Genomic DNA, 23,690 nt, shown 5'->3' on the forward strand with positions numbered 1-23,690 from the left:
CCTTACCAGTTGTTCTGCTCGGCCGGCTCGTCTTCTGCACCGGCTGCCCGTTCCCAACCATCGGTGTTGCGACGATAGAGAATGAACAGCACTGCGATGACAACTGCGAGAGCCGCAATGCCAACAACGCCCATCCACTGAATTGCGGCGATGATGACATAAGGCACCCACAGGAAGCCGTCGACAACAGAAGTGATCTGCAGCGCGTTTTCCGGCAGTTTGAAGCCGGACGCAACGGCAGCACTCGTGAAGAGCGGAGCCAGCGCATTGGCCACATAGAAGCCGATGGCGAGTGTCACGGTACCGACGACAACCATGCGGAACACATTGCCCTTCAACAGCGGCGCAGTCATGGCGACGATGAACGGGATAACCGCAAGATCGGCGAACAGGATGACGCGGTTGCCCGGCAGAATCACCGACAGGATGATCGCGATAGGCACGAGGATCAGCGACGACGAGATTGCAGCCGGGTGGCCGATCAGGATTGCCGAATCGAGACCAACCAGCAGTTCGCGGTCGCCAGTGCGCTTGCGCACGAATTCCTGTGCGGCGTCAGAAACCGGCAGCAGGCCTTCCATCAGGATTTTGACCATGCGCGGCAGAAGCAGCATCACGGCGGCAAGCGTCATGCCGGTGCCGAGCACCTTGGCCAGCACATGGCCAAAATCGCCTGCATTGTAGAAAGCGATCAGACCGAGCACGAGACCGATGATCAGCCCCAGAACCACAGGCTCACCGAAGACGCCGAAGCGACGCTCGATGGTTTCGGTGCTGATGTGGATCTTGTTGATGCCAGGAATGCGATCCATGATCCAGTTGAGCACGATAGCAATCGGCAGAATCTGCGCCGATGCCAGATGCGGCACCGAAACGCCCGGAACGCCATAGAACTGCTGCACGGCGCGTGCCGACCAGTCTGCAAACAGAAGCGACAGAGCGGCAACGAGGGCTGCAACGATAATGCCATAGGCCAGATTGTCCGTTGCGGCGACGACGAGCGAGCCGACAAAGGCAAAGTGCCAGAAATTCCACACATCGACATTGAGTGTGCGGGTCCAGCGCATCAAAAGCAGCACGATATTGACCAGAATGCCGACCGGAATCACCCAGAGGCCCACGGACGAACCGAAAGCGATGGCGGCAGCCGAAGGCCAGCCAACATCAACGATGTCGCGCTTGATGCCTGTATTGGTAACGATGGCCTGAGCCACCTCGCCAATGGAGGTGAACATCAGCCCCAGAACGAGGTTGATACCGATAAAGGCAACGCCGATGGTAACGGCCGCACGGAAGGCTTTGCCCACCTTTGCGCCAAGAACCACGGCAATAATGAAGATGACGATGGGGAGCAGGACCGTCGCTCCCAACGTATCGATGGCAGATTTCAGGCCGCTTAGAAATGCGTCCATAGTTTTCTCCTCCCCCCAGTCATTCTCCAACGAATGCCAGGCCGTTCGAACGCTTGTATCAAGTTCCGCGCCGTATGCCCCCACAATCGATTTTGTTGTGTTGCATTTTGAAACACCAGGCAGAACATTTGTTTTTTATATCAGACCAATGTTTGTTCACAAGCGTTAAAGCGCGGTAAGGAATAACAGGTTCGACGAGTGTGATAAATGTACACTCGTATTGACTTGGAAACAAATGTTCATTATCGACTATTGGAAGAGAGGCGTGAAGGCGCCTGGAGGAACATCAGGAGGAAAAGATGGCGACGAATGTGGCGTTGACGGGCTTGGCACGTGATATGCAGGCGCGTGCGGACAGCGGGCGGCCGATCCGTATCGGGCTGATTGGCTCCGGCGAAATGGGCACCGATATCGTAACGCGCGTGGCGCATATGCCTGGCATCGAAATTGGCGCCATTTCCGAACTGCGCGTTCCAAACGCTTTGAAAGCAGTTGATATCGCCTATCAGGAAGAAGGTCACGGCAAGGAAGTTTCGAACGCCTCCGAACTGACCTCGGCCATGGAAGGCGGCAAGGTCGCCGTTACGGACAATGCCAATCTGATCCTCGAAAATGATTTGATCGACGTCGTGATCGACGCCACCGGCGTTCCGGCTGTCGGCGCGGAAATCGGTCTGCGCGCCATGGAACATGGCAAGCATCTCGTCATGATGAATGTCGAAGCCGACGTCACCATCGGCGCTTACCTCAAGGCTGAGGCCGACCGTCTGGGCGTTACCTATTCGCTCGGCGCTGGCGACGAGCCGTCTTCCTGCATGGAACTGATCGAATTCGTTTCCGCCATGGGTCACCCCATCGTTGCCGCTGGCAAGGGCAAGAACAATCCGCTCAATATCGACGCCATTCCCGATGACTATCTGGAAGAAGCCAAGCGCCGCAACATGAATGTGCGTATGCTGGTTGAGTTCGTCGACGGCTCCAAGACCATGGTTGAAATGGCAGCCATCGCCAATGCTACCGGCCTTGTGCCCGACAAGCCGGGCATGCACGGCCCTGCCGCAACGCTCGACCAGCTCAACAAGACACTGATTCCGGAAAAGGATGGCGGCGTGCTGTCGAAGGTCGGCGTGGTGGATTATTCCATCGGCAAGGGTGTTGCGCCCGGCGTCTTCGTTGTCGCCGACATGTCGCATCCGCGCGTTTCCGAACGCATGGAAGATCTGAAAATGGGCAAAGGCCCCTATTTCACCTTCCACCGTCCATATCACCTGACCTCGCTCGAAGTTCCGCTGACCTGCGCCCGCGTCGTTCTTTACGGCAAGCCGGATATGGTGCCGCTGGCCAAGCCCGTTGCCGAAGTCTGCGCAGTCGCCAAGAAGGACATGCAGCCGGGCGAAAAGCTCGATGCCATCGGCGAATATTGCTACCGCGCCTGGATCATGACGTCTGGCGAAGCGCGTACCGCGCATGCCATTCCCTGCGGCCTTCTTCAGGGCGGCAGCGTGACGAAGCCGATCAAGAAGGGCGAACTCATCACCTATGACAATGCAGCCGTCGCGCCGGGTTCGAAGATTGCCGAACTGCGCGCCCGCCAGGACAAGCTCGTTTACGGAGCATAAGGAGCCGCACCATGGTTCAAGCCAGAAAGATTGATGCGCAGGCCGCAGATCGCCACAACCTGCCCTTCGCTTTCCGTACCTATTCTCCGGAACAGCTGAAGGAAGCGCTGCACAAGATGTATCTCATCCGCCGCTTCGAAGAAGGCGCGGAAGAAAGCTACACGCGCGGTTTCATCCACGGCACGATGCACCTGTCGATTGGACAGGAAGCAAGCGCCATGGGTTCCTGCTTGCCGTTGACCGAAGATGACATGATCACCTCGACCCATCGCGGCCATGGTCATTGCATCGCCAAGGGCGCAGATGTGAAGCGCATGTTTGCCGAGTTCTTTGGCAAGGAAACCGGCTATTGCAAGGGCCGCGGCGGCTCGATGCACATTGCCGACGTTTCCAAGGGCAATCTCGGCGCCAATGGCATTGTCGGCGGCGGTATTCCGATCGCAGTCGGTGCTGCCCTTTCCGCCAAGAAGCAGAAGAACAACAAGGTTGTTGTGTCGTTCTTCGGTGATGGCGCCAACAATGAAGGCGCTTTCCATGAAGCGCTCAACATGGCTTCCGTCTGGAAGCTGCCGGTCGTTTTCGTCTGCGAAAACAACGGCTATGGCATGTCCACTTCAACCAAGCGTTCAACGGCGGTGGCCAATGTCGCGGACCGTGCCTCGGCCTACAACATGCCGGGCAAGGTCGTGGACGGCAACAACCTCTCCGACGTGGCCGAGGCCATCAACGAGGCGGTGGAACGTGCACGGCGCGGCGAAGGCCCTTCGCTGATCGAAAACAAGACCTACCGACTGCGCGGTCATTCGAAGAGCGACCGCAACCGCTATCGCACCAAGGAAGAGATCGAGGATTGGGCGAATAATCGCGATCCTATCGCGCATTTCGAGGCTGATCTGAAGGCTTATGGCGTGATCGACGACAAGGAGATCGAAGCCATTCGAGCCAATGTCGAGAAGGAAATCGCTAACGCGATTGAATTCGCGAAGAACAGTCCTTCTCCCGACCTCACCAACCTGACCCGCGACGTATATACGGACGAAATCTGATCATGGACACCACAATCCGCGAGTTGAGCTATTCGCAAGCCATTCAGGAAGCCATGGCGATTGCCATGGAGCGCGACGACCGCGTTTTCTTGATGGGCGAGGACATCGGCGTCTATGGCGGCGCGTTTCAGGTAACCGGCGATCTCGTGCATCGCTTCGGTGAAGACCGCGTCATGGACACGCCTATTTCCGAACTGGGCGGCGCTGGCGTCGCCGTCGGCGCAGCGCTCACCGGCATGCGCCCGATCTTCGAATTCCAGTTCTCCGACTTTGCCGCTCTGGCCATGGAACAGATCGTCAATCAGGCCGCAAAAATCCGCTACATGCTGGGCGGTGCGGTTTCGGTGCCTCTGGTCATGCGCTTTCCTGCCGGTTCCGGCACGGGTGCCGCTGCACAGCACAGCCAGAGCCTCGAAGCCTGGCTCGGCCATGTGCCCGGACTGAAAGTCTTGCAGCCATCCACGCCGCATGACGTCAAGGGAATGCTGCTTGCAGCCGTTGAAGACCCAGATCCGGTCATGATCTTCGAGCACAAGTTGCTTTACAAGATGAAAGGCCCAGTGCCTGAAGGCTACTATACCGTACCGATCGGCAAGGCCGAAGTGGTGCGCGAAGGCCGCGATCTCACCATCGTCGCGACCGCCATCATGGTGCACAAGGCGCTGGATGCGGCAGCGGAACTGGCCAAGGAAGGCATCGACGTCGAAGTCATCGATCTGCGCACCGTGCGCCCGATTGACCGCGACACGATCATCAAGAGCGTCAAGAAGACCTCCAAGCTGCTTTGCGTCTATGAAGCCGTGAAAACGCTCGGCATTGGTGCAGAAATCTCGGCCATCGTCGCTGAAAGCGATGCTTTCGATTATCTCGACGCCCCCATCGTGCGTCTTGGCGGCGCAGAAACACCAATTCCGTACAACCCGGATCTGGAACGCGCGACCGTGCCGCAGGTGCCCGACATACTCAAGAGCGCCCGCGATCTTGCCAAGGGAGTGCGCTAACCATGGCAGTGGAAGTCATCCTGCCGAAAGTCGACATGGATATGGAGACCGGCCAGATTTCGCGCTGGTACGCCAAGGATGGCGATACCGTCACGAAAGGCCAGCTCCTGTTCGAGATCGAAACGGATAAGGCGGCCATGGAAGTGGACGCACCGGCCAGCGGCATTCTCGGTAATGTGACAGCCGCCGAAGGCACGGTGGTGCCAGTCGGTCAGGCTGTCGCCTGGATTTACGAAGAAGGCGAAGAGCGCAAAACACCACCATCCGTTGAGCTCACCGCCGATGCGCAGCCTGCTCCCTCGCAGAGCGCGCCTGTACCGGTTCGGGAGGCTGCACCCCAACCTGTCGAACCGGTCATTTCTGTCTCCCAAGGCGCTGCCGCTCAGGACACAGCCGTGCGTGCAACGCCGCTTGCACGCCGGCTGGCCCGCGAGGCCGGTATCGATCTGGAGGCGATTGCGGGTTCCGGTCCCAAGGGACGTGTGCAGAAAAAGGATGTCGAGGCGAAGATTGGCTCTGCCCCGGCTGCTGTCGCACCGGCACAGCCTTCGGCTCCAGTATCGGCTCCGCTGTCCAAACCTGTGGCGACCTTCTCCGCAGGTTCCGCAGCCCCGCTCAATGCCGTTTGGCTGCGTGAAGGTGAAGCTGGAAAACTGCCGATTGTCCTGATCCATGGCTTCGCCGCCGATCTCAATTCGTGGCGCGGTCTGCTCGCAGGGGCGACACTCGGCCACCCGGTTCTGGCGCTTGACCTTCCGGGTCATGGAGCGTCCACGCGTGCGGTGCCGGATAGCATCGATGCTATCGCTGAAGCTGTTGAAGCCACACTCGCCGCCTTTGGCGTGAATGCCTGCCTGCTTGGCGGCCATTCCTTCGGTGGCGGCGTTGCCGCAACTGTTGCAGCGCGTGGCATCGTCGACGTGCGCTCGCTGGTGTTGATTTCGTCCGCTGGTCTCGGCCCCGAGATCAACGGCGCCTTCACCAAGGGCCTGATCGCCGCAAAAAGCGAGGCGAGCATTACGCCGTGGCTGAAGCTCCTTGTCAGCGACGAAAGCCTGCTCACGCGGCCTTTCATCAATGCCACGGTCGCTCAAGCTGCCGATACCGAATTGCGTGCCGCGCAAAGCGCCATTGCAGAACGGTTCTTCACGGACAGCACCCAGACCTTCGACGTCCGGTCGGCTATCGCCGGATTGCCGATCCCTGTGCGGCTCATCTTCGGTGCGGAAGATCGGGTTATTCCTGTCAGCCATGCCCATGGCCTGCCCGGAAAAGTTGGAGTGCATATCTTCCAGCGTTGCGGACATATGCCGCAAATCGAGGAGCGTGCCGAAGTGCTGCGTATTCTCGCTGAATGCGCCCGCGCCGTCGCCTGAAACAACAAAGCCCTGGTTTAACCGGGGCTTTTTTATGCATCAGGCGGTGAGCGCCGATAAGGCCCGCTCGACCAGCCGCGCCATGGAGCGCGTCGAGCCGAAAGGCCAGATATCACCTCCGAGATGATAAATATGGCCAGCGCTGACCACCGGCAGGACCGGCCAGATAGCGCTTTCCGTCAATTCCTTCGGCGTCGCTTCATCCAACAGGCAAAGCCGTGTTTCCGGGCTGAGGGACGCAAGCTCCTCCAGCCCAAAGGTCGTAAAGCCAAACGGCTGCACGCCACGGTCAACTACTTCCGAGAAACCAGCCTGCACCAGTGTTTTCATCACTGCCGAATTGGTCGTGAATATTCTCAATCGCGCCACGCCGGGCAAGGGCTGCGCAATCACGACAGGCAGTGGGCCGGAAAGTTTCGCCCGTGCCGCTGACAGACCATCTTCGAAAGATTGCCATTCGGCCTTGCCTTCCGCCTCGCGTTCGAGAGCGGTTGCGGCAGCGGCGAGATTTGATTTCATATCCTGATAGAGATCGGCGCTATCGGACGCGCCATCCAGCAGCACAGTCGGCGCAATGGCCTCGAGGCGCTCGGCAATCGCCTTGTGGCGCAGCGCGGAGGTCAGGATCAACTCCGGCTTCAGCCGCGTCAGCGCTTCGAGGCTCGGCTGTTGTCGCCCACCGACATCGGTCGCATCGGCGAGCCCATCATTCTCGATATTGACCCATTGGCGATAGCCCGCCAGATCGGCGACACCCAGCGGGCGAATGCCGAGCGAAAGCGCAATTTCCGTTTCCGCCCATTCAAGGGTTACGATCTTGTGCGGCGCTTCAGCCCGAACGGAAGACGTAAGGGCGGCCAAAGCCGCCCCCACAAGAAATTCACGTCGTGAGAAACTCACTACCATTTCACACTCGTTGTCGCCACGATGGAGCGGCCCTGCCCGTAATAGCACTGGCTGGTCGAATTACAGCCTGCCACATATTTCTTGTCGCCAAGATTATAGGCATTCACCTGAAGGCGATAGTTGCCAAGATCATAGCGCAAGAAGGCATCAACCAGCGTGTAGGACGGTACGAAGAACGTATTCAGCGTGTCGCCTGCGGTCTTGCCGATGCGGCGCACGCCGCCGCCGAGAACGAGATTGCCATCGATATTGTTCGGAAGCGGCACGTTATAGCTTACAAACAGCGACTGCTGGTCCTTCGGCACGGTGTAAGGCAGCTTGCCAACCTGGGCCGGGGTCTGGCTTTCGCTGACTTCCGGGTCCTGGAAGCTCATCGCAGCCGTCAGGTTCAGGCGATCCCACAATTGGGCAGTGCCTTCCAGCTCGACGCCGCGCACCCGCACTTCGTCCGTCTGATAATAGACGCCGGAAATACGATTGACGACATTCTGCTGTTCAGCTTCGAAAGCCGAAAGCGTTACGCTGTAATTCGCACCTTCCGGGGCATATTTCACGCCCACTTCCTTCAACGTGCCGGTGGTTGGCTTGAGCGGCGTATCCGCCAGTGTCAGCGTCGGCAGGAATGAAGTCGAATAAAGCGCGTAAGGCACAAAGCCACTGTCGAACACATAGGCTACGCCCGCGCGACCCGTGAACTTTTCCGGGTCCTGTTCGTAGTCAACCGTGCGGCCCGACGAGAGCGTCGTCTGCTCGGAATCAACCTTCACAAAGTCCTTGCGACCGCCAAGCGTCACGCGCAGATTGCCTGCCTCGATCTGATCCTGCACATAAATGCCGGTCTGATACTGGTTTTGAAGAAGGCGCGTCGTGGCCTTGACCGGCGTCAGCGGCTGATTGAAGGTCGGGTTGAACAGGTCCTGCGACGGACCGGTCGCCGAGCCGGTATAATTGTCGAGACGCTGCCATTGCTGATCGACGCCGACCAGCAAAGTGTGCTCCAGCGGCCCCGTATCGAAGCGTGATTCAAGCTGCGTATCGAAGGCGATGGCATCGAGTTCCGGCTGGGCCAGATAATTGGTGCGCGGCAGCGTTGTGCCATTCCAGCCACTGGTTGGCAGCACGCCTGCAAACAGGTTGCGGTAATCGGTCTTCAGATGCGAATAGCGGAAGTTCTGACGCAGCGTGAACGTATCGTTGAAACGATGCTCGAACTGATAACCGACATAGCCGATTTCTTTCTTATAGGTCGCGCTGCGCGGATCACCATCGGTAAAATCGCGCGGAATGCTCTGGCCGGTCGGGTTCGGCAACACGCTGCCATAAGCCGGAATGATCACACCCGCCTGCCCCAGATCATCCTTGAGATAGCCGCCAGAAACAATCAGGCTGGTATCAGCATCCGGACGCCAGGCGAAGCTCGGATTGATCGCAATACGGTTGTTCTTGCCCAGATCGTAAGACGTATCGGCATCGCGGATCATGCCGTTGAGGCGATAGGTGAAACGCGGATCGTTGTTGATCGGACCTGTCAGATCGAAACCGAATTCCTTGCGCTGGAAACTGCCACCGCGCAGATAGGCTTCATTGGACGCTTCAGCCTGTGGCTGCTTGCTGACCATGTTGACGATACCACCGACATTGCTCTGGCCGAACAGCGCGGAACTTGGACCGCGCAGAACTTCCACGCTTTCGAGCGAATAGGGTTCGACCACAAAGCCCGAATAGCCGCCGGTCTGGTTGGCGATCTGCGGACTGCGGATACCATCCAGATAGAGATCAGCCGGGAAGCCGCGAATAGTGTAGTAATCCGAGCGCACATCCGCGCCGTAACGCTGACCATTCACATTAGCGCTGTAAAGCAGCGCTTCACTCACCGACGAAACAGCGCGATCATTCATGTTGTCGCGTGTGACGACAGAAATCGATTGCGGTGTTTCACGGATCGGCGTGTCGCTCTTGGTGGCTGCGCGGCTATACTCGGCGATGTAACCCTTGACCGGGACGCGAGGTCCCTTGTCACCGGAGGTCTGCACCTCGATGGTGTTGAGCTGAATAACGCCCGTATCCTGCGCCATCGCCGGAACCGCGACGGCGCCAAGCGCCACGCTTCCGAGAAGCACGGTTTTGAGCAGCGATCCGGCGTGCCCGCTGTTGTGAATGCGATCTGTGTTACGCACGGTGTCCCTGCTCGTCTTCAACCCTGTTCTCCTGCCGTTTTCTGCAAAACGGCTACTGCCCGCGGCCCGTCAAAGCAGCGGTTATAGCGATTATTTTTTATTGTTGCGTAAGTCCAGAATTCAGAATAATTCTAATTTACTCACACAATTCAATGTGTTGCGCGAGCGAATATATTCGGGACCGTTTGGTGAGTCAGGCCAATCTGAGTTGCATTCGGGTCAAAATTTTGCAATTCCATTTAAATATGACAATTTCAGTCAAATTGGGCCAAAATGGAAATTCGCACGCGACCGAAACACGCCATCGACTATCAGGACATTGCACGCCCTCTGGCGGTGATGCGGCGCGACTATAAGAAAAGCGCCTCGTCCGGCTGGCATAGTCACCGGCGCGGCGAACTTCTCTATAGCAATAGTGGCTATATGACGGCGCAGACAGAAGATGGCGCTTTCATGCTGCCGAGCGGCTATGCCGTGCTTCTTCCGCCCGATGTGCCACACACTGTCGACATTTATGGCGCAGTGGAAATGCATGCCGTCTTTATAGAAGAATCGGTCTTGCGCGAGCACTGGGAGCCGACGCGCGTTCTGAAAGTTTCTCCCCTGTTGGACGCCAGCGTGCAGGCTCTGGCTGAGGAACCGGTGCTTTATGATGAAAACGGACGCGGCCAACATCTGACAGCGCTTATTCTGGACGAGGTTCGCTCGGCACAGGAGCAGCCCTATGTCGTTTCGCTTCCGACCGACAAGCAATTGCGCAAGCTCTGCCGCAGCCTGCTCGACAATCCCGGCCTCGACCTCACAATTGATGACTGGGCGGACGAAGTCGGCATGAGCCGTCGCACCATGACGCGCAAATTCCGTCTCCAGACAGGCATGAGCTTTGTCGAATGGCGGCAGCGTCTGCGTGTATCCCATGTCATGCGCAAACGCGCAGAAGGCATGCCGCTTGCCATCGCCAGCGTCGAAGCGGGTTATCAAAGCGTTTCGACATTGAAGAAGACCATGAAACGATTGGGCGGCCAATAGTCAGATGACTCACTGGTAGCGCGATTATAACCGCCGTACAGGCAAATTGATTTCAGCTGCCGCGAATAGTCCCAAATGCAAGATCAGACTGAGGCCGTTAAACGATATGGAGAAACGGCATGAGAGTGTCGGTACTTTCTTTAGCTGCGGCACTGGCTGTATTCGCCTTTAATGCCGAAGCTACCCCGATCAGCAATCTGCAAGCAACCGTGCAATCCGGACTGGTGCAAAAGGCTGATTACCGCTGCGGTCGCGGCTGGCGCATGACCTATGACGGTGTATGCGTTCCCGGCTATCGCCGCCCACCACCACCTCCCGGTTGGGGCTGGGGTCCACCGCCTCCGCCACGCTGGGGCTGGGGACCGCCACCGAGAGACTGGCGTCGTCACCATTGGCGCGACGAATATCGGGACCGGCCACCGCGCCACAGACCGCGCCCTTATTGGGACTGATTTCAAGCCATACGATCGGGCGGCCAAGGCCGCCCTTTCTCTTGTCAACGCCTCGCTCATTCCGCTGCACGCAATTTCAGTTCCTTGCTAAACCCTATTGATATCGCAACGAAAATCGAAGCTGAAATTTTTTGATTTACGTACCTCATCTTTGCTCCTATGGTTTGTTTGGAGGAGCAGGAATGAAACCCACCGTTCATGATATAGCGCGCACTGCGGGCGTCAGCCTCGCCACGGTTGATCGCGTTTTGAACGACCGTCCTGGCGTCCGATCCAAAACCCGTGAGCGGGTGGTGGATGCCATGAATACGCTTGGCTATGTCCGCGATGTGGGAGCCGCCAATCTGGCGCGCAGCCGGCTTTATCAGTTCGATTTCATTGTGCCCGACAATGACAACACCTTCATGCTGAGCCTTCGCGAAGAGATCGCTATCGCGACTGAGCGAGCGCTGGCCGAGCGCGTCTCGATAAATCTCATTCTGGTTCCTGCATTTGATGAGGTTGCACTGGTCGCGGCGCTCGACGCCAGCGCCCTACGCAAACCTGACGGCGTGGCTTTCGTCGCGCTCGATACCGATCCGGTTCGGGCGGCCTGCGACCGGCTGCGCGCAAGCGGCGTGCATGCCGTGACGCTGGTTTCTGATCTCGGCCACTCGGCCCGCGAACACTATGTCGGCGTGGATAATACTGCGGCCGGACGCACGGCTGCTCGACTTCTCGGTCTTTTCGCGAATGGAACCGAAGGCGTCATCGCCATTCTGACCGGCTCGTTGAAGGTGCGTGATCATCGCGAGCGCTTCGATGGTTTCACCTCGGCTATGCGGAACAATTTCCCCGAACGCTCCATCCTCCCTGCCCTTGAAGGGCTCGATGAAGATGCGCGGGTGGAAAATCTGGTGCGCACCCTGCTTCGCGAACGCAACGATATTGCGGGCATTTACAGCCTTGGCGCTGGCAATGGCGGATTGCTTCGTGCGCTTGCCACCCATGCCGGAAAGCGTCCTCTGGTGATCGCCCATGAGCGCGACGACGCGACCTCGCAGGCGCTGGAACAAGGGCTGGTGCATGGCGTTCTGGCACAGGATGCCGGGCATGAAATTCGCAGCGCCATTCGCATCCTGAAAGCCTCTGCCGATCGGCTGCCGATTATTGCCGGGCAGGAACATATTCGCATCGAAATCTTTCTCAAAGATAACCTGCCGCAGTTCTGCTAAACCGTTGGCCATCGTGAACTTCCGACAGGAGCAACCATGTATCTCGGCCTCGATCTTGGAACATCCGGCGTCAAAGCGCTTCTGATCGACGACAATCAGCGGCTTGTCGGCTCGGCGCATGGCGAACTGGACGTATTCCGCCCGCATCCGGGCTGGAGCGAACAGAACCCCTCCCAATGGATCAGCGCCACTGAAACCGCTATAGACGCCTTGCGGAGAACTCATCCGAAAGAATTCGGAGCCATCAAAGGCATCGGCCTTTCAGGCCAGATGCACGGCGCGACATTGCTGGACGATGCCGATCAAGTGCTGCGCCCCTGTATCCTCTGGAACGACACGAGAAGCTATCGTGAGGCCGCAGAGCTTGATGCTGATTCAGCCTTCCGCACTATTACCGGCAATATCGTCTTTCCCGGCTTTACCGCACCCAAACTCGTGTGGGTTGCCCGCAATGAACCCGAAACTTTCGCCAAGACGCGCAAGATCCTGTTGCCGAAGGATTATTTGCGCCTCTGGCTGACTGGCGAACACGTATCAGACATGTCGGATTCAGCCGGAACAAGCTGGCTTGACACCGGCGGACGTCACTGGTCATCCGAATTGCTTGCAAAGACCGGACTGACCGAAAGCCAGATGCCACGACTTGCGGAAGGCAGCGACGCTACGGGACAGTTGCGTGCGGAGCTGGCAGTGCGTTGGGGCATCGACGGTCGCCCTGTGGTCGCAGGCGGCGCAGGCGATAACGCCGCCTCGGCTTGCGGCATGGGAACGGTGAAACCCGGCCATGCTTTCGTGTCGCTTGGCACGTCCGGCGTCTTGTTTGCCGCCAATGGCGCCTATCAGCCAAAGCCTGAAAGTGCCGTCCATGCCTTTTGCCACGCGCTGCCTGGCACATGGCATCAGATGGGCGTAATTCTCTCGGCGGCAAGCGCGCTTGACTGGTTCGCGCGCGTTGTCGGCGCAACGCCGCATGTGCTCGATCAGGAACTGGGCGACACCGTAAAAGCGCCCGGCAGTGTAACCTTCCTACCCTATCTGTCCGGCGAGCGTACGCCTTATAATGACGCGAAAATTCGCGGCAGCTTTAACGGTCTGGAGCATGAAACCGACCGAAACGCCATGACACAGGCCGTTCTGGAAGGCGTCTCCTTTGCCATCCGCGATAGTCTCGCCGCGCTTCAATCCGCAGGCACGGAAATCCATTCTCTCATTGCGGTCGGTGGCGGCTCCCGCTCTACCTATTGGTTGAAGTCCATTGCCACAGCGCTGAACACGCCCGTTTCGCTGCCGGAAGAAGGCGATTTTGGCGCTGCCTTCGGCGCGGCGCGTCTGGGGCTGATTGCGGCCAGCGGGGCCGATCCGTTCGCAATTTGCACGCCGCCGCGCACCGCTCGCACTATCGAGCCTGAACAGGCGCTTCTCTCCGCTTATGACGAAGCCTATCAGCGCTATCGCGCACTCTACCCGGCCCTGCATTCACTGGCTGGCTAATGGGCTGATTCCAACATTTTCACCCCTGAGTTCCAAGCGCTGAGCAAATGTTGGAATCAAAAAGACCACTAGCAACTATATGTATCTAGTGGATTTTTCGAATTTGACGATTGAAGCAGCTTATGTGACAGCCGGGATTCAAACGTCAAATTCAATCCACTAGACTGGATAACAAAACCCCGCCTTCCGGCGAGGTTTTGGATTTAGTTCAACGCCACGCTATGAGGCGTGCGACAGGCGGCAAAGCGGTCGAGCTTTTGATCATAAACCGTTGTCTTGATTTGCATCATCCCAAGCACGGTATGGAACAGATTGTCATGCGATGATGGTTCGGCAACGGTCTTCCTCAGGCAATCGACATCAAGGCCCGTGTCGGAGGCATATTCCGGCGCAAACCACGTGATGAACGGCACATGGGTCTGCTGTGATGGCGCGATAAAATAAGGCGCTGCATGGAGATAAAGACCGTCTTCGCCAAGAGATTCCCCGTGGTCGGACATGTAGATCATCGATGAAGCAAACTTGTCTTCGTTCGCTTTCAGCAGATCGATGACTTCCGACAGGATGTGATCCGTATAGAGGATCGAATTGTCATAGGCATTGACAATCTCTTCATGCGAGCACTTGGCAAAGTCGTTCGAGCGGCAATCGGGCTTGAACTTCGCAAATTCTTCCGGATAGCGGCGGTAATAAGCCGGGCCATGACTGCCTGTCATATGCAGGACAATGGTGGCATTACCCGTCAGCTCTTTCAGTTCCTTATCCAGACTGTCGACCAGAATCTGATCGATACATTCGCCACCCTCGCAGTAACGCGTGTCCTTGGCGTTTTGCAGGTCGATCAACTTGATGCGTTCGGCAACGCCCTTGCTGCCGGTATTGTTTTCATACCATGCAACCTGCACGCCCGCATGTTGCAGCACGTCCATCAGATTTTCCGATCCACGGAACTTGGTGTTTGAAAACTCCTCCCGCGTGAAAGGTGAGAACATGCACGGCACCGAAACAGAAGTTTCCGTTCCGCAGCTCGTCGTGTCTGTGAAAGCAACGACATTACGCTGCTTCAATTCCGGGTTGGTTTCCCGCGAATAGCCGTTGAGGCTAAAATTCTGCGCGCGTGCGGTTTCGCCGACAACCACAATCGTCAGCAGCTTTTTATCCGCAGGCAGTTTCGTTGCCGTCTGCTTGGCATCCAGTCCAAGCGGCTCCATTGGTATGTCGCGGTTCTTGATCGTATGCGCCACATATTGAACCGTGCTGGTGATCGGGGTTCCCGGCATCAGCTTCTGCATGATGTCGGCATTATGTTCACGGAACATCGACGAATAGGCTGCGTAATTAACGCCCAATATGGCGATCGTCGCCAGCAGGCAGGCAAGGATAATGCCGGTATTGACCGCCACCTTGCCCAGCAAAGGCCGGTGTTTGACCCGCACCCAGACAATCAGCAGCGACGGCACCACGCCGAACAGCAGCATGTGCCATGCAAAGCTCGGCGTCAGCAGCGCACCGGACTCGGCCTGCGTTGTCGTCAGCGCAGCCTCGACCACATATTTGTCGATGATCGTCCCGAATGTATCGGTGAAATAGGAACCGCCAGCTGCGATCAGGACAAACAGGATCAGGATCGGCTTGATGACATATTTCGCAGAAAAGATCAGAAGCAGAGCGGTATGTAGCAGCAGAAGAGCTGCCGCTATGCCTGCGAGTTTCCAAGGCGAATCCGCATAGTAAGAACCTATTGCGTGCCAGAACGAAGCATTGGTGAAGATGAAAACATAAAGCACCGTCAGAAGGCACAATGGGCCGCTGGCGATTGTGGGACGGAATTTCTGCATGGCGTATGTCTCAAGCGGCTTTTTGCAGGACCTGCCGCAAAACAGGCAGATCAATATGACCAATACGCCTTCGCAAGCGTTCGCTTACAAAAATGAAATTAAAATGGTTTTTCTACGGCGGAGCGACCGCGCCACGGTCGCCCCACAACATTTTCGGCAAGCCGTCAGAGACTGACCCAGGCGCCATTTCTCTTGGACGAGCGTACGCAAGCGTCGATAAAGCTCACGCCCAGCAGCCCATCGTCAACGGTCGGGTAAACCACCGCACTGTCCGGCTTTTTGCCTTCGCGATGCGCCTCAATGGCATTGGCCGCTTCGGTATAGATCGTCGCAAAAGCCTCAAGATAACCTTCCGGATGACCGGCAGGCACACGCGTTACCCGCGCAGCTTCGGGCCCGGCACCGGCTCCGCCGCGCGTGATGAGCCGCTTTTCGCCACCGAAGGGGGTAAACCATAGCCGGTTCGGGTCTTCCTGCGCCCATTCAATGCCGCCCTTTGTGCCATAGACACGCAGACGAAGCGCATTTTCATTACCGGGAGCAACCTGACTGCACCAGAGCATGCCTTTCGCGCCACCCGCAAATCGCAACATCACATGAGCATTGTCGTCAAGACGACGCCCCGCGACGAAACTGTCGAGGTCGGCGGCCAGACTATCGAGTGTCAGTCCAGTCACGAAGGAGGCCAGATTGAAGGCATGGGTGCCAATGTCACCCGTGGCGCCGCCAAGGCCGGATTGGGCCGGATCGGTCCGCCAGACAGCACCCTTCGCGCCGGTGGCTTCGACGGCTTCCGTCAGCCAGTCCTGCGCATATTCCACCTGCACGACCCGCAGATCGCCGAGTTCACCACTGGCCGCCATAGCACGGGCCTGCCGCACCATCGGATAACCCGTATAGTTATGGGTCAACACGAACAGCGCACCGCTCTCATCAGCAGCCTTTTTCAGCTTTTTGGCATCGGCCAGCGTGGAGGTCAGAGGCTTGTCGCAAATGACATGAATGCCGCGCTTCAGGAACTCTTTCGCGGCTTCGTAGTGAACATGGTTGGGCGTCACGATGGAAACGGCTTCAATGCCATTTTTCAATCGTGCTTCACGGATCGCCATCTCCCGGAAGTCCGAATAAATCCGGTCTGCCGCCAGCCCCAGTTCATGCCCCGAGGCTTGCGCCTTTTCCGGCGATGAGGAGAGTGCGCCCGCAACCAGTTCGAACCGGTTGTCGAGCCGTGACGCCATGCGGTGCACGCCGCCAATGAAGGCACCCGCTCCGCCGCCAACCATGCCGAGACGGATGCGCGGCGTTGCAGTTTCCTTGGTTTTGGCTTCAATCGTCATGTATTCCTCATTTCGTCTCAAAGACCCAGCATACGGCGATTGGCAGCATCATCGGTGCCGCCCGATGCAAAATCATCAAATGCCTTGTCGGTGACGCGTATGATATGCGCCTTTACGAATTCTGCGCCTTCGCGTGCGCCGTCTTCCGGGTGCTTCAACGCGCATTCCCATTCGACCACGGCCCAGCCGTCGAAATCATTCGCGGCCATTTTGGAGAAGACAGCGCCAAAATCAACCTGCCCGTCACCCAGCGAGCGGAAACGTCCGGCACGATTGACCCAGCCCTGATAGCCGCCATAGACGCCCTGTCGTCCGGTCGGATTGAACTCCGCGTCCTTGACGTGGAACATCCTGATCCGGTCTTTGTAAATGTCGATATTGTCGAGATAATCGAGACATTGCAGCACATAATGCGACGGGTCGTAGAGCATGTTGGCGCGCGGATGGTTCTTCACACGCTCCAGAAACATCTCGAATGTCACGCCGTCATGCAGGTCTTCGCCCGGATGAATTTCGTAGCAGATATCGACGCCATGCTCGTCAGCATGGTCGAGGATCGGCGTCCAGCGGCGTGCGAGTTCGTCAAACGCCGTTTCGACAAGACCGGCAGGTCGCTGCGGCCATGGATAGATAAACGGCCATGCAAGCGCGCCCGAAAAGGTCGCATGTGCACCAATGCCGAGATTGCGCGATGCCTTGATTGCCATCTTGACCTGTTCGACGGCCCAGGCCTGTCGGGCCTTGGGATTGCCGCGCACTTCCGGCACGGCAAAGCCGTCAAAGGCTTCGTCATAGGCCGGATGAACAGCAACAAGCTGGCCTTGCAGATGGGTGGAAAGCTCGGTGACAACCACCCCGTTTTCCTTCGCCACACCGGCGAATTCGTCGCAATAATCCTTTGATTCGGAAGCTTTTTTAAGATCGATCAGTTGGCTTGCCCAGGTGGGCACCTGCACGCCGAGATAACCTTTTTCGGCGGCCCATTTGGTTATGCCGTCCCATGTGTTGAACGGCGCTGCATCGCCGGCGAACTGCCCGAGGAAAATCCCCGGCCCCTTGATCGTCTTCATCGAAACTCCTCCAGAAAAGCACATCCCGAAAAGAATGACGTGGTGTCGAGTAAAATGTGCCTCAAAACAAATAGTTAGAGTACCGATCTGATGTAGTCAGATCAAACCGGGCCCCAGAATGGAATGCGCCCGCCAAAATGGCGGGCGCACGCAACGGATCAGAATGGCGAATCCGGGAAGTAGAACTGCTCGGCATTGTCTTTCGTGACGAGCGTTGCATCGAGGATGTAATTGCCGCTGACCGGAGTCTGGTCATAAAAATGACCGGCGGTGAGCTGCATGGCTGTGCCCACCATCGCAGGCGGATAGAGCACGTCGACCGGCACCAGCTTGTCGCCGTCCATGACTTTCTTGATCATGTCCTTGGAACCAGCACCAGCAACGATGTACTGAATGTCGCTGCGGTTGGCCTGCTTGATGGCTTCGAGCACGCCCACAGCCATGTCGTCATCCTGACACCAGACCACGTCGATCTTCGGATATTTGGTCAGAAAGTCCTGCATCACGCGGAAAGCGTCGTCGCGGTTCCAGTTGCCGTATTGACGGTCAAGAATCTTGACGTTGGAGCCTTCAATGCCCTTGTCGAAGCCGTCCTGACGCTGCTGATCAATCGGGATCGGCATCCCGCGAATAACGACAACCTGCGCATCCGGGGTGGTCTTCTTGATATATTCGCCTGCGACCTGACCAAGCGCCGGATTGTTACCGGCGACATAAAGATCGCGGATCGAGTTGTCATTGTTGCTCGGCGCACGGTCAACAAGCGCCACAAACGTGCCCTTGTCCTTGATTTCCTTGATCGCATTGACCAGTGGATCCGGGTCAGACGGCAGCACCACCAGAGCATCGAGGCCCTGTACCGCCAGATCCTGCAAGGCATTGGCCTGATTGGCCGCATCCGGCGAGGTCTTGACGATAACGTTCAAACCCGGATGCTCCTGCATCAGAAGCTTTGCCACGCGCTCGGCGTGATAGACGACGCCTGCCGTCCAGCCATGGTCGGCAGCCGGAATTGAAACGCCGATGGTGACCTTCTTGTCCTGCGCGCTGGCAACACTGGTAAATGCCATGGCGCTTGCAGCCAAAGCGGCGAAAGCAACGCCCAAAAATTTCCTTCGCATGTTTTCCTCCCAAAAAACGGGGCTTGTCTCTTTCAATGGACGCATGCCTTGTTCCCAGCACCGTATCCGGTTTCGGGAGACATACCCCTTTTGCCGGAATCGCCCCTGCAATCCCGCCAATTCCTGTATGTCATCGCCGTGACAGTGACCGCTGCACCAGCATGGCGATGATGATGATCGCGCCCTGAATGGCCCCGATCAGATATTCGCTGACGAAATTCGACAGCAGCATGATGTTGCCGACGATCTCCAGAATGAACGCGCCGCAGATCGTCCCCCAAACCCGGGCGACACCGCCGCGCAGCGCCGTTCCGCCAACCACAACAGCCGTGATGGCCTGCAACTCCCAAAGGATGCCGGTCGTGGCCGATGTAGACCCCAGACGCGGCACGTAAAGCAGCACGGCAACCGCCACACAGAGCCCTTGAACAACATAAGCTATCGTGCGCACGCGCTTGACCGAAATGCCGGAATAACGGGCAACATCCTCGCTGGAGCCGACCGCAATCACATGACGTCCATAACGCGTGCGATAGAGGACGAAGGCTGCAATCGCCGCCGTGACGAAAATGGCGATCACCGGCACTGGCACGCCCAAAACCGTACCGAAATAGGCCGGGCGATAGAGCGACTGTATCTCCGGGTTTCGAAGCGTAATCGCGCCGCCCTGCGACAGCCATGTCGTCAGGCCGCGATAGATGCCCATCGTACCAAGCGTTGCGATGAAAGGTTCAATCCCGCCAACTGTCGTAATCAACCCGTTCAGGAGACCACAGGCCGCGCCGACCACAACCGCCAACATGACGGCGGCGATCAGCATCAGCACCGGATCGGCAATGACGCCGCTATTCATGAACAGGATCATGATGCCGGCCACAAAGGCGACCATTGCGCCAACGGAAAGATCGAGCCCGCCAGACGAGATCACATAGGTCGCGCCGAGCGCGATAATGGCAATGAAAGCGCTGCGCGTGGCGACATTCAGCAGATTGTCGATGCTGATGAAATTGGGATTGGCGACTGTTCCCAGAACGAGCAACAGGGCGAGCGCGATGAACGGCGCGATGGCTCTCAGGTCCCAGTCCTTGGACGTTTTCGGCGCCCGGCTTTTGTCAGTCGCAACCTGTGTCATTGAATTCCCACTCATTGTCTTTTTCTGTTTATTGCCGTTCAGGCCGCTTCTGCTGCATCAACGCCGGTCGCCAGAACGACGATGTCATGTTCTGTCATCCGCTCGCCCGTGACTTCCCCGGCGATACGTCCTTCACGCATCACGACGATACGGTCGCAAATACCGATCAGTTCCGGCATTTCCGATGACACAACAATGATCGAACGGCCCTCGTCCGCCAGATTGGCGATGAACTGATAAATCTGTTCCTTGGTCCCGACATCGATGCCGCGGGTCGGCTCGTCGATGATGACGATAGAGGGATCGAGCATCATCATCTTGGCCAGAAGCAGCTTCTGCTGGTTACCGCCGGACAATTGCCCGGCCAGAATATCCTTGCTCCCTGTACGAATGTCGAAATCGCGGATCGCATCATCCAGCGCCACCCGCTCCCTGTTGCGGTCGATCTGGAAGCGGCTGACAAATTTTTTCAGCGAGGCAAGCGTCAGGTTGATGCCCAGATCCTTGGTCAACAACAGCCCCTTACCTTTGCGGTCTTCGCTCAGATAAGCGATGCCTGCCGTCAGACTGTCATGGGCATCGCGGAAATGCGCGGGCTTGCCGTTATGGCGCACGTCCCCCTTACCGGGACGCAGACCCACGACACCTTCCATCAGTTCAGTACGCCCTGCACCAACCAGCCCTGCGAAGCCGAGTATTTCACCTCTGTTGAGGCGGAAACTCGCTTCCTTCACATGGCCGGGCACGGAAAAGCCGCTGACTTCCAGCACGGCCTCACCGCCATGCTGCGTTGTGCGGTCAGGGTAAAGCTTCGCCACATCGCGCCCGACCATCAGCCGCGCCATATCAGCGGGCTGAAGCTCTGACGCCAGATGCGCAGCAACAAGCGTACCGTCACGCAACACCGTTACCCGGTCGGAAATTTCCTTCACTTCCGGCAAACGATGCGAAATGTAGAGGATGGCAACGCCCTTGGCGCGTATGTCTCGAATAACCTTCAACAAGGCTTCCGTTTCAACCGGCGTCAGCGATGCTGTCGGCTCGTCGAAGATCACCACGCGGTGCGGTACCAGCAGAACACGCGCAATCTGTACCAGCTGACGCTGTGCTATCGACAGGCTGCCGACCACCGCATCAGGATCGATGTCCGCACCGAGATCCCGGATTGCCTTGCGTGCACCCTCACGCATAGCACGGTCGTTGACGGTAATGCCGTTCGTCAGCTCTCGGCCGAGGTAAATATTCTGCGCAACCGTCAGATCGGGCGCGAGCAATATTTCCTGATGTACAAGAACGATGCCCTGCGCTTCCGCCTCAACCGGATTGGCAAACGCGATTGGCTTGCCATCAATGTGGATTTCACCCGCTGTCGGGCGTTCATTGCCCGCAAGAAGCTTCATCAGCGTCGATTTTCCGGCGCCATTTTCGCCGATGATCGCGTGAACTTCGCCGCCGTAAATCTGCAGATTGATATTCTTCAGCACCTGCACAGGGCCGAAAGATTTCGACAAGGATCGAGCTTCAAGAAGCGCCGCTTTATTGGTTTTTGCAGCCGAAATCATAAGCGCGCACCATTCGATGCGCCACGCTTGCGGCCAAAGCCTCCCAGCCATTGATCCTGATAATCAGATCGCACGTGAACTCCTCCCAAAGCCTCACAATTGGGAGCTTAACTTTCGATCTGAGGTACGTAAAGCAAAATTGTACAAACGTTGTCATTTCAGATTTACTGAAAGCTGGCATGAACCAGCCATGCCCTTGCGATCATGCCGGGGATCGCTATATATATAGCACACCCATATTTTAGATTGCTAAGTAATGTACGACCCAAAACAGGAACTGCACGCTGCGTTCACCATGGGCCTATCCACTGCGGCCCGAAAAATGCGCAACCTTTTTGATTCACGCGTCCGCGCGCTTGGCCTCACACTGTCACGCGCCCGTGTGATGCTGTTGCTTGCGCAGGACCGCGACTGGAACCAGCGCGAACTGGCCGATGCATTGGAAATCGAGCATCCCTCCGTTGTTCGCCTGCTGGATGGCCTTGAAAAACAGGAGCTTATCCGCCGTGTTCCTGTGGAAGGCGACCGTCGCGCCAAGCGCATCGAGCTGACCGCGGAAGGGCAGGAGCAGGTTCGCGAACTTCAGGATGTGACCCATCACATTCGCGCCGAGCTTCTTGAAAAGATCGACCGGCAATCGCTGGAAAATGCGCTTTTCGTGCTTCAGGAAGTCACGCGTACAGCGGAATTCGCTCTGGTCCCGCAGGACAGCTGAAACACTTCAAATTCCTGTGCCGCCCTCTGGAATAGTTGTCCCGGACGGCCTAGATTCAAGCCGAATGACAGGGAGTATACCCATGAGCTACAGCAAGAATCCGGAGGCCATCGCCAAGCTGTCACCGGAACAGTATCGCGTTACGCAGGAAAGCGGCACGGAACGCCCGGGAACGGGCGAATATCTCTATAATAAGGAAGCCGGCATTTACGTCGATATCGTTTCCGGCGAGCCGCTATTTGCTTCCAGCGACAAATACGAATCCCATTGCGGCTGGCCAAGCTTCACCAAGCCGATTGAACCCGCCAATGTCAGCGAATTGAATGATATGTCGCACGGCATGGTTCGCACCGAAGTGCGTTCAGCCCATGGCGACAGCCATCTCGGACACGTCTTCCCGGACGGCCCGGTGGACCGTGGCGGTCTGCGTTATTGCATCAATTCCGCCTCCCTACGCTTCGTTCCGAAAGCAGAGATGGAAGCGGCAGGCTATGGCGATTATCTCGATCAGGTCGAAGACGTCGCATAAAAGACAAAGGCCGCCTTTTCGCCCCCGCGAAAGGGCGGCATGTCATTCACTGCTTACGTCGACGACGCCAACAGCCGTCTCAGAAGCGTTTTCAGCTCCTCTATCGAACGGTCGATTTCGAGCTTCTTTTTCTCAAGTTCACCGAGTTTTCCGGAAAGCGTCGCACGCAAGTCGTCGAGCTGGCTCAGATCGCTTGCGCCTTCTTTCCAGAGATCGATAAGCTGTTTCGTCTCTGCGAGCGTAAAGCCGATCTGACGACCGAACAAAATGAGACGCAGGCGTGTGTGGTCTTCACGGTCATAAAGACGCGTGACCCCGGCCCGCCTTGGGCTCAGCAATCCCTTATCCTCGTAGAAACGTAACGCGCGCAACGAAAGCCCGAATTCGTGCGCAAGATCGCCAATTCTGAACAATTGGCTGCGTTGCTGGTTTTCTTCTCTGACCTTCAAGCTGCTCCCGGTCAGGAGCTCCGCTATCGTTACAGGCTCAATGGCCGTTTCACTCATATTCATCCCTGTTTCCGCCCCCGGAAACGCCCGTCCACCGCACCGGAGCGCGATAGAACCTCGTTGAGAACCGACTCAGGACAAAGCTTCGGTCACAAAATGACCGGGCCAGCCCGTCGATTCTGGTTGCCCATACTGTCATGACAGACCCGGTCAC

Annotated in this window: 20 protein-coding genes; 10 read left to right on the forward strand and 10 right to left on the reverse strand. The window is 57.4% G+C overall.

What is annotated here, in order from left to right; translation table 11 throughout:
• Positions 1–2: 2 nt before the first annotated feature.
• Positions 3–1,412, reverse strand: coding sequence for a PTS galactitol transporter subunit IIC (locus tag ACTJKP_RS19410; RefSeq protein ID WP_440631823.1), 1,410 nt, complete (start codon positions 1,410–1,412; stop codon positions 3–5).
• A 299-nt stretch (positions 1,413–1,711) separates the two neighbouring features.
• On the opposite strand from ACTJKP_RS19410, the gene ACTJKP_RS19415 reads away from it, so the two are divergent.
• The 4 genes from ACTJKP_RS19415 to ACTJKP_RS19430 are packed head-to-tail and all read left to right on the forward strand — an operon-like array spanning position 1,712 to position 6,454.
• Positions 1,712–3,031, forward strand: coding sequence for an NAD(P)H-dependent oxidoreductase (locus ACTJKP_RS19415; protein WP_078340329.1), 1,320 nt, complete (start codon positions 1,712–1,714; stop codon positions 3,029–3,031).
• Between the two features lie 11 nt (positions 3,032–3,042).
• On the forward strand, positions 3,043–4,077 hold the full coding sequence (locus ACTJKP_RS19420) for a thiamine pyrophosphate-dependent dehydrogenase E1 component subunit alpha (RefSeq protein ID WP_440631824.1): 1,035 nt from the start codon (positions 3,043–3,045) through the stop codon (positions 4,075–4,077).
• A gap of 2 nt (positions 4,078–4,079) precedes the next feature.
• Positions 4,080–5,078: an alpha-ketoacid dehydrogenase subunit beta gene (locus ACTJKP_RS19425; protein WP_078340327.1), complete on the forward strand. Its 999-nt coding sequence runs from the start codon at positions 4,080–4,082 to the stop codon at positions 5,076–5,078.
• Between the two features lie 2 nt (positions 5,079–5,080).
• Positions 5,081–6,454 carry an acetoin dehydrogenase dihydrolipoyllysine-residue acetyltransferase subunit gene (locus ACTJKP_RS19430; protein ID WP_440631825.1) on the forward strand — a complete coding sequence of 458 codons (1,374 nt, stop codon included), beginning with the start codon at positions 5,081–5,083 and terminating at the stop codon, positions 6,452–6,454.
• A gap of 39 nt (positions 6,455–6,493) precedes the next feature.
• On the opposite strand, the gene ACTJKP_RS19435 is transcribed toward ACTJKP_RS19430, so the two are convergent.
• Both ACTJKP_RS19435 and ACTJKP_RS19440 read right to left on the reverse strand, forming a co-directional pair.
• Entirely contained in the window at positions 6,494–7,360 is an 867-nt protein-coding gene (locus tag ACTJKP_RS19435; RefSeq protein WP_440631826.1) for an iron-siderophore ABC transporter substrate-binding protein, read from the reverse strand.
• Positions 7,354–9,558, reverse strand: coding sequence for a TonB-dependent siderophore receptor (locus ACTJKP_RS19440; protein WP_440631827.1), 2,205 nt, complete (start codon positions 9,556–9,558; stop codon positions 7,354–7,356). The genes ACTJKP_RS19435 and ACTJKP_RS19440 overlap by 7 nt, the downstream gene beginning before the upstream one ends.
• Positions 9,559–9,810: 252 nt before the next feature.
• Between ACTJKP_RS19440 and ACTJKP_RS19445 the strand changes: the two genes are divergently transcribed.
• From ACTJKP_RS19445 to xylB, 4 genes are all read left to right on the forward strand, one after another.
• Positions 9,811–10,566 carry a helix-turn-helix domain-containing protein gene (locus ACTJKP_RS19445; protein ID WP_440631828.1) on the forward strand — a complete coding sequence of 252 codons (756 nt, stop codon included), beginning with the start codon at positions 9,811–9,813 and terminating at the stop codon, positions 10,564–10,566.
• Between the two features lie 119 nt (positions 10,567–10,685).
• Positions 10,686–11,018: a hypothetical protein gene (locus ACTJKP_RS19450; protein WP_440631829.1), complete on the forward strand. Its 333-nt coding sequence runs from the start codon at positions 10,686–10,688 to the stop codon at positions 11,016–11,018.
• Between the two features lie 182 nt (positions 11,019–11,200).
• On the forward strand, positions 11,201–12,232 hold the full coding sequence (locus ACTJKP_RS19455) for a LacI family DNA-binding transcriptional regulator (protein ID WP_440631830.1): 1,032 nt from the start codon (positions 11,201–11,203) through the stop codon (positions 12,230–12,232).
• A gap of 36 nt (positions 12,233–12,268) precedes the next feature.
• Positions 12,269–13,723: a xylulokinase gene (gene xylB, locus ACTJKP_RS19460; RefSeq protein ID WP_440631831.1), complete on the forward strand. Its 1,455-nt coding sequence runs from the start codon at positions 12,269–12,271 to the stop codon at positions 13,721–13,723.
• 203 nt (positions 13,724–13,926) lie between these two features.
• On the opposite strand, the gene ACTJKP_RS19465 is transcribed toward xylB, so the two are convergent.
• The 6 genes from ACTJKP_RS19465 to ACTJKP_RS19490 form a co-directional block, all read right to left on the reverse strand.
• Entirely contained in the window at positions 13,927–15,561 is a 1,635-nt protein-coding gene (locus ACTJKP_RS19465; RefSeq protein WP_440631832.1) for a phosphoethanolamine transferase, read from the reverse strand.
• A gap of 164 nt (positions 15,562–15,725) precedes the next feature.
• A complete protein-coding gene (locus ACTJKP_RS19470) occupies positions 15,726–16,898 on the reverse strand; it encodes a Gfo/Idh/MocA family protein (protein WP_440631833.1) in 1,173 nt (390 codons plus the stop codon).
• A gap of 17 nt (positions 16,899–16,915) precedes the next feature.
• Positions 16,916–17,968 carry a sugar phosphate isomerase/epimerase family protein gene (locus ACTJKP_RS19475; protein ID WP_440631834.1) on the reverse strand — a complete coding sequence of 351 codons (1,053 nt, stop codon included), beginning with the start codon at positions 17,966–17,968 and terminating at the stop codon, positions 16,916–16,918.
• Between the two features lie 158 nt (positions 17,969–18,126).
• On the reverse strand, positions 18,127–19,089 hold the full coding sequence (locus tag ACTJKP_RS19480; RefSeq protein ID WP_078340318.1) for a substrate-binding domain-containing protein: 963 nt from the start codon (positions 19,087–19,089) through the stop codon (positions 18,127–18,129).
• A gap of 130 nt (positions 19,090–19,219) precedes the next feature.
• The gene (locus ACTJKP_RS19485) at positions 19,220–20,221 is read right to left on the reverse strand and encodes an ABC transporter permease (RefSeq protein ID WP_440631850.1); all 1,002 of its coding nucleotides are present in this window, start codon (positions 20,219–20,221) and stop codon (positions 19,220–19,222) included.
• A 38-nt stretch (positions 20,222–20,259) separates the two neighbouring features.
• Positions 20,260–21,783 carry a sugar ABC transporter ATP-binding protein gene (locus tag ACTJKP_RS19490; RefSeq protein WP_440631835.1) on the reverse strand — a complete coding sequence of 508 codons (1,524 nt, stop codon included), beginning with the start codon at positions 21,781–21,783 and terminating at the stop codon, positions 20,260–20,262.
• Positions 21,784–22,039: 256 nt separating this feature from the next.
• Between ACTJKP_RS19490 and ACTJKP_RS19495 the strand changes: the two genes are divergently transcribed.
• Together ACTJKP_RS19495 and msrB are read left to right on the forward strand one after the other, a co-directional pair.
• The gene (locus ACTJKP_RS19495) at positions 22,040–22,498 is read left to right on the forward strand and encodes a MarR family winged helix-turn-helix transcriptional regulator (RefSeq protein WP_138783746.1); all 459 of its coding nucleotides are present in this window, start codon (positions 22,040–22,042) and stop codon (positions 22,496–22,498) included.
• Between the two features lie 82 nt (positions 22,499–22,580).
• Entirely contained in the window at positions 22,581–23,027 is a 447-nt protein-coding gene (msrB, locus tag ACTJKP_RS19500) for a peptide-methionine (R)-S-oxide reductase MsrB (protein ID WP_440631836.1), read from the forward strand.
• A gap of 53 nt (positions 23,028–23,080) precedes the next feature.
• On the opposite strand, the gene ACTJKP_RS19505 is transcribed toward msrB, so the two are convergent.
• Positions 23,081–23,533 (reverse strand): MerR family transcriptional regulator, encoded by a 453-nt coding sequence (locus ACTJKP_RS19505; RefSeq protein WP_440631851.1) that lies wholly within the window; start codon positions 23,531–23,533, stop codon positions 23,081–23,083.
• Between the last annotated feature and the right edge of the window lie 157 nt (positions 23,534–23,690).

Source organism: Brucella sp. 22210 (assembly GCF_052045675.1).
GTDB lineage: Bacteria > Pseudomonadota > Alphaproteobacteria > Rhizobiales > Rhizobiaceae > Brucella.